The sequence below is a fragment of the Actinomycetota bacterium genome (assembly GCA_036280995.1).
Classification (GTDB): Bacteria; Actinomycetota; CALGFH01; order CALGFH01; family CALGFH01; genus CALGFH01.
Genome location: DASUPQ010000570.1, coordinates 1 through 5,974, shown reverse-complemented (window position 1 = coordinate 5,974; position 5,974 = coordinate 1). Strand labels below are relative to the sequence as shown.

The 5,974-nt window shown below is 77.6% G+C and carries 6 protein-coding genes and 1 pseudogene; 6 read left to right on the top strand and 1 reads right to left on the bottom strand.

Annotated features, from left to right (window positions below):
• A partial coding sequence (locus tag VF468_19185) for an adenylate/guanylate cyclase domain-containing protein (protein ID HEX5880415.1) occupies positions 1–305 on the top strand: 305 nt, incomplete at its 5' end.
• 19 nt (positions 306–324) lie between these two features.
• Positions 325–1,029 carry a DUF2071 domain-containing protein gene (locus tag VF468_19180; protein ID HEX5880414.1) on the top strand — a complete coding sequence of 235 codons (705 nt, stop codon included), beginning with the start codon at positions 325–327 and terminating at the stop codon, positions 1,027–1,029.
• 63 nt (positions 1,030–1,092) lie between these two features.
• Here the strand turns inward: VF468_19180 and VF468_19175 are convergent, their stop codons facing one another.
• Positions 1,093–2,139, bottom strand: a complete 1,047-nt coding sequence (locus tag VF468_19175) for an alpha/beta hydrolase (protein ID HEX5880413.1) — start codon at positions 2,137–2,139, stop codon at positions 1,093–1,095.
• A gap of 175 nt (positions 2,140–2,314) precedes the next feature.
• Here VF468_19175 and VF468_19170 point away from each other — a divergent pair.
• The 4 genes and pseudogenes from VF468_19170 to VF468_19155 form a co-directional block, all read left to right on the top strand.
• Positions 2,315–2,755 (top strand): annotated as a pseudogene (locus VF468_19170) (methyltransferase domain-containing protein).
• A gap of 246 nt (positions 2,756–3,001) precedes the next feature.
• Positions 3,002–3,427 carry a MaoC family dehydratase gene (locus VF468_19165; protein HEX5880412.1) on the top strand — a complete coding sequence of 142 codons (426 nt, stop codon included), beginning with the start codon at positions 3,002–3,004 and terminating at the stop codon, positions 3,425–3,427.
• Complete coding sequence (locus VF468_19160; GenBank protein ID HEX5880411.1) at positions 3,424–4,776, top strand: MFS transporter; 1,353 nt, start codon at positions 3,424–3,426, stop codon at positions 4,774–4,776. The genes VF468_19165 and VF468_19160 overlap by 4 nt, the downstream gene beginning before the upstream one ends.
• A partial coding sequence (locus VF468_19155) for an AAA family ATPase (protein HEX5880410.1) occupies positions 4,776–5,974 on the top strand: 1,199 nt, incomplete at its 3' end. The genes VF468_19160 and VF468_19155, both read left to right, overlap by 1 nt.

Genomic DNA, 5,974 nt, shown 5'->3' with positions numbered 1-5,974 from the left:
GGCCAGCCCGGGCCATCCGGGCCGCCGACGCCATCCGGGCCGACCTGGGCGAGCTGGACCTGGCGGTGCGGGTGGGGTTGCACACCGGCGAGTGCGAGCTGCTGGGCGACGACATCGGCGGCATCGCCGTGCACATCGCCGCCCGCGTCCTCGGCCAGGCCGGGGCGGGGGAGATCGTCTGCTCGCGCACGGTCAAGGACCTGGTCGCCGGGGCCGGGTTCGCCTTCGACGACCGCGGGGCCCATCGGCTCAAGGGCATCCCCGACTCCTGGCGGCTGTATGCCGTCGAGCTGGCCGGCGGCTAGCCCCACGGCGCCGCGACCGGTGCGGCGGCCGGTGATGTACCAGACCTGGAGCTGGCTGGCCTTCCTGCACTGGTCGTACCCGTCGGCGGTGGTGCAGCGGCTGCTCCCGGCCGGCCTGCGGGTCCACGACTTCGACGGTCGGGCCTGGGTCGGGCTGACCCCGTTCGTGCTCGGGGACCTGCGCACCCCGGTGGCGCCGGCGCCGCCGTGGTTCGCCCGCTTCCCCGAGACCAACGTCCGCACCTACGTGGTCGGGCCGGACGGGCGCGAGGGGCTCTGGTTCTTCTCGCTGGACGCCGCCCGGCTGGAGCCGGTGCTGGTCGCCCGGGCCACCTTCGCCCTGCCGTACATGTGGTCGGCGATGACGGTGGAGCGCGACGGACCGGTGGTCCGCTACCGCAGCCGCCGCCGCTGGCCGGGCCCGACCCCGGCCGCCTCGGCCGCCACCGTCGAGGTGGGCGAGCGGCTGGCCCCTGGCGAGCTGGGCGGGCTCGACCACCACCTGACGGCGCGCTGGCAGCTCTACACCACCTTCGGCCCGCTGCTGGCCAGGGCGACCGTCGAGCACGAGCCGTGGCCGCTGCACCGGGCGGCCGTGCGCGAGCTGGACAGCGGCCTGGTCGCCGCCGCCGGGCTGCCCGGCCCCGAGGGGGAGCCGGTGGTCCACTGGTCGCCCGGGGTCCGGACCAGGATCAGCGGCCCGCGGCCGCTGGGGCGGGCCTGAGCACCGGGCTCAGCGCCCGAGCAGCGCCCCAGGGTGCAGCTCCTCCAGGTCAAGGGGTGACGGTCATGCCGGCGCCCCGCCCGGCACCGGGAAGCGGGTCCGCGTCCAGCCGTAGTGGGGCCGCCGCGGGGCCGGCGCCGGCCGGGGGACCGCCCCCGGGGGGCCGAGGCGGCGCAGCAGGGTCCCGGAGGGGGCGAAGACGTCGTCGACGGCGGCCAGGGGGGCGCCCGGGTCCAGGCCGGCCGCGGCGACCGCCCGGTCGCGGGCCACGCCGAGGTCGCCGTCGAGCAGCTCCCGGACGATCGCGGGCAGGGTCTCCGGGTCCTGGAGCAGCCAGGAGTGGGTCGCCCCGTGGACCACGACCAGCTCCCCGCCGGTGCGGCGGGCGGCGTCGCGGGCCGCGGCCAGCGGCACCACCAGGTCGCAGTCGCCGTGGACGGCCACCACCGGCATGGCCGTCCGCCCCACCTGGTCGAGCAGGGGCGCGCTGGCGGCGGCGTACAGGGCGGACAGGCCGGGGCCGAACAGCCGCCAGGGGGCGCCGAGGTGGCCGAGCATGACCGGGACGGCGAGGCGGCTGAGCTTGGCCGCCTGCCCGAAGTCGCGGGCGAAGGGCACCGTGCCCAGGGTGTCGGCCAGCAGCATCGCCCCCAGCACCCCGACCGACGGCGGCGCGTAGCCGATCATCCGGACCAGGGTGTCCCAGGGCGCGCCCACGCTGGCGTCGACCAGCAGCAGGGCCACCACCCGCTCGGGGCTGCGGGCGGCCAGCTCGGTGGCCAGCCGGCCGCCCAGGGAGTGCCCGGCCAGGACCGCCCGCTCGACCCCGAGCTCGTCCAGCACCCGCCCGAGCAGGCGGCCGTACTCGTCCAGCCCCTTGCCGTCGTCGGCCATGCCGCTCCCGGCGACGTCGACCGCCACCACCCGGAAGCCGGCCGCGGCCAGCCGGCTGAGGGTCTGCACGTACAGCCGGTCGGTGAGCAGCAGCCCGCTGGCCAGCACCAGGGGAAGCCCGTGGCCGCCGACGGCCACCCCGACCTGGCGCCCGTCGACGCTCAGGCGGTGCTGGGCCAGCCGCGGATTGGCGGCCACCCCGTCGGTCCCGAGCATCTCGCCCACCGGCTCTCCGCTCCCCGGCAACATCCCCGTCACCCGCCGGTTACCTCAAGTATGCAAGCTGGAACCCCCGACTGCCCATCGTCGCTGCTGGACGGGGCCAGGGGGCTGCACCCACGGCCGATCCGGGTGATACTGGCCAGGATGCGAGGGGGACCATGTGAGCACCATGACTGACGAAGACGCCCACTCCGCGGCGGCCCTGTACCGGCGGGTCGCCGGCAGCTACGACCTGAGCACGGCCTGGCTCGAGCCCTACCGCCGCCGGGTCATCTCCCAGCTCCGCCTCCAGCCGGGCGACGTGGTCCTGGACGCCGGCTGCGGCACGGGGCTGAACTTCGAGCGGATCCAGGCGGCCATCGGCCCCGGCGGCCGGCTGATCGGGATCGACCCGAGCCCGGAGATGCTGGCCGCCGCCCGGGCCCGGGTGGAGGCCGCCGGCTGGACCAACGTGACCCTGCTCGAGGCGAGCGCCGAGGAGGCCGTCGTCCCGGGGCCGGTCGACGCCGTGCTGTTCGCCTTCACCCACGACGTCGTGCAGTCCCCCGACGCGCTGGCCAACCTGCTCGGCCAGGCGCGGCCCGGGGGGCGCGTGGCCGCCGCCGGGCCCAAGTGGACGACCGTGGCGCCGCACCTCAACCCGATCGTGTGGCAGGTGGCCAGCCAGTTCGTGACCACGTTCGAGGGCTTCCGGCGGCCCTGGGCCGAGCTGGAGCGGGCCGTGCCCGGCCTGTCGGTCGAGGAGGCCTGTTTCGGCTGCGTCTACCTGGCCTGGGGCGAGCTGCCCGGCGACCAGGCCGGCGAGTCCGCGGCCGGACCGGTGGCGGCCGACCCGCGGCACGTCGACGTCGGCGACCTGACCGGGCTGGCCGGCCAGCACCTCGGCTACAGCTCCTGGCACGACATCACCCAGGACGACGTGTCCCGCTTCGCCGTCCTCACCGACGACGTCCAGTGGATCCACACCGACCCCGAGCGGGCCGCCGCCGGGCCGTTCGGGGCCACCGTCACCCACGGGTTCCACACCCTGGCCCGGTTCACCGCCCTGCTGGAGGAGATCCTGGTCGTCGACGGGGTGTCGACCACCCTGAACTACGGGCTCAACCGGGTCCGGTTCCCGGCCCCGGCCCGGGTCGGCGGGCGCCTGCGCATGGGCCTTGAGGTCGTCGGGGTCGAGCCGGCCGGCGGCGGCGTCCAGGTTGTCTACGGCGCCACCTTCGAGGTCGAGGACCAGGTCAAGCCGGTCTGCGTGGCCGAGGTGATCTTCCGGTACTACGGGTGATCCGGGCCCGCCGGGACGCGGCCGGGGCCGGGCTGCGGCGGGCGGGGCTGGCCACGGCGGTGGTCTTCGCCACCAACGGGTTCCTGCTCGCCTCGTGGGTGACGCGGCTGCCCGCGACCAGGGACCGGCTGGGGGCGAGCGCGGCCGAGCTGGGGCTGGTGCTGCTCGCCCCCGGGTTCGGGTCGCTGCTGTCGATGCCGTTCAGCGGGCGCTGGTGCCGGCGGTTCGGCAGCCGGGCCGTGGTCGCCGCCACCACCGTGGCCGCCTCGGCCGTGATGGTGGCCCTGGCGGTGGTCCCGACCCTGGTCGCGCTGGGGGCGACGCTGTTCGTGTGGGGGTCGTTCTACGGGTCGTGGGACGTGGCCATGAACGTCCACGGCAGCGCCGTCGAGCAGCGGGCGGGCCGGGACTGGATGCCCCGCTACCACGCCTGCTGGAGCGTCGGTGGCATCGCCGGGGCGGGCTGCGGCGCCCTCGCCGCCCAGCTCGGCGGCCCGCTGGTCCTCCACTTCGCCGCCGTCGCCGTGGTCTGCACCGTCCTGGTCATGGTCTCGCTGGGCAGCTTCATCGAGGACCGGACCGCGCTCGCCGAGGCCACGCCGACCCCCGCTCCGGCCCCGGGCGCACCCCATCCACCGGCCCCGGGCGCGCTCCACCCACCGGACCCGGCGCCAGGCCCCCCGGAGGGGGAGCGTAGCCGACGGCGAGCTTCGGTGCCGGCGGCCGTCCACAGCCTCAGCGGGGAGGGCCACGGCCCCCACGCGGACGGCCACAGCCCCCCTCGGGTGCTGACGGCGAGGTTGCTGCTGGTGGGGCTGGTGACCATCTGCGCGACCACGCTGGAGGGGGCGGCGGCCGACTGGCTGGCGCTGTTCCTGACCGACGAGCGGGGGGCGACGGCGTCGCTGGCCGCGTTCGGGTATGCGGTGTTCGCGGTGGCCATGGCGGCGGGGCGGTTCTCGGGGACGGCGGTGGCCGAGCGGCTCGGGCGTCACGGGGCCGTCCGGGTGGGGGGGCTGGTCAGCTTCGCCGGGGTGCTGCTGACCGTGCTCGGCCCGGGGCTGGCCAGCGCCTACGTTGGGGCCGCCCTGTGGGCGCTGGGGGTCTGCCTGGTGTTCCCGGCGGCGGTCAGCGCCGGTGGCGAGGCGCCCTACCGGCCGGCCGACGCCATCGCCGCCGTCACCACCATCGGCTACGGCGGCTTCCTGCTCGGCCCGCCCCTCATCGGCCTGCTGGCCGACCGGGTCGGCCTCGGCCGGGCCCTGCTCGTCCTGCTGGTGCTGGCCGCCGGCATCGCCGCCCTGGCCCCGGCGGTGCGCTCCCGCCGGCCCCTAGTAGCATCGCGGTAATGCTCCACGGCAGACGCGCCGAGTGCGACGCCCTTGAACGGCTGCTCGCGGACGCCCGCCGGTCGCGCAGCGGGGTCATGGTGGTCCGTGGCGAGGCCGGCGCGGGCAAGTCCGCGCTGCTCGAGCACGCCGCCGGGCGGGCCGGGGGCATGACGGTGCTGCGGGCCGGCGGGGTCGAGTCCGAGGCCGAGCTGCCGTATGCCGCCCTCCACCAGCTGCTGCGGCCCGTGCTCGGGCTGGCCGGCCGCCTGCCGGGGCCGCAGGCGGCCGCCCTCGGCGGCGCCCTGGGCCTCGGCCCCCCGGACGGGCGGGGACCCGACGACCGCTTCCTCGTCTCGGTGGCCGTGCTGAGCCTGCTCGGGGAGGCGGCCGAGGAGCGGCCGGTGCTGTGCCTGGTCGACGAGGCCCAGTGGCTCGACGGCTCGTCGGCGGAGGCGCTGACCTTCGCCGCCCGCCGGCTCGACGCCGAGGGGGTGGTCTGCCTGTTCGCCGCCCGCGACGGCGACCCGCGCGACTTCCCCGCCCCGGGCCTGCCCGAGCTCCGCCTCCAGGGGCTCGGCCCGGAGCCGGCGGCGGCCCTGCTCGCCGGGGCTGGCGTCGACCTGCCCGCCGAGGTGGTCGGCCGGCTGGTCGAGCGGACCGGCGGCAACCCCCTGGCGCTGCTGGAGCTGCCCGGGAGCCTGGAGCCGGACCAGCTGGCCGGGCGGGCGCCCCTCGAGGACGTGCTCCCCCTGACCGCCCGTCTGGAGCGGACCTTCGGCGAGCGGGTCCGCCGCCTGCCCGACGGGGCCCGCACCCTGCTGCTGGTGGCCGCGGCCGAGACGGCCGGCGACCCGGCGGTGGTGCTCCGAGCCGGCGACCGGCTCGGGGTCGAGCCGGCCACCCTCGACCAGGCCGAGGCGGCCGGGCTGGTCGACACCGGGGACGGCCGCCTCCAGTTCCGGCACCCGCTGGTCCGCTCGGCCGCCTACCAGACGGCCACGCTGGCCGCCCGGCGGGCCGCCCACCGGGCCCTGGCCGGCGTCCTCGCCGGTGAGGACAGCGCCGACCAGCGGGCCTGGCACCTGGCCGCGGCCACGGTCGGGCCCGACGAGCAGGTGGCGGCCGAGCTGGAGCGGTCGGCCGACCGGGCCCGGCGCCGGGGCGGGCACGCCGCGGCCGCCGCCGCCCTCGAGCGGGCGGCCGGGCTGAGCGGCGA

Coding starts and splice junctions, on each gene's coding strand:
- VF468_19175 (HEX5880413.1), bottom strand. CDS start 2,139: ATGCTCGGGACCGACGGGGTGGCCGCCAATCCGCGGCTGGCCCAGCAC.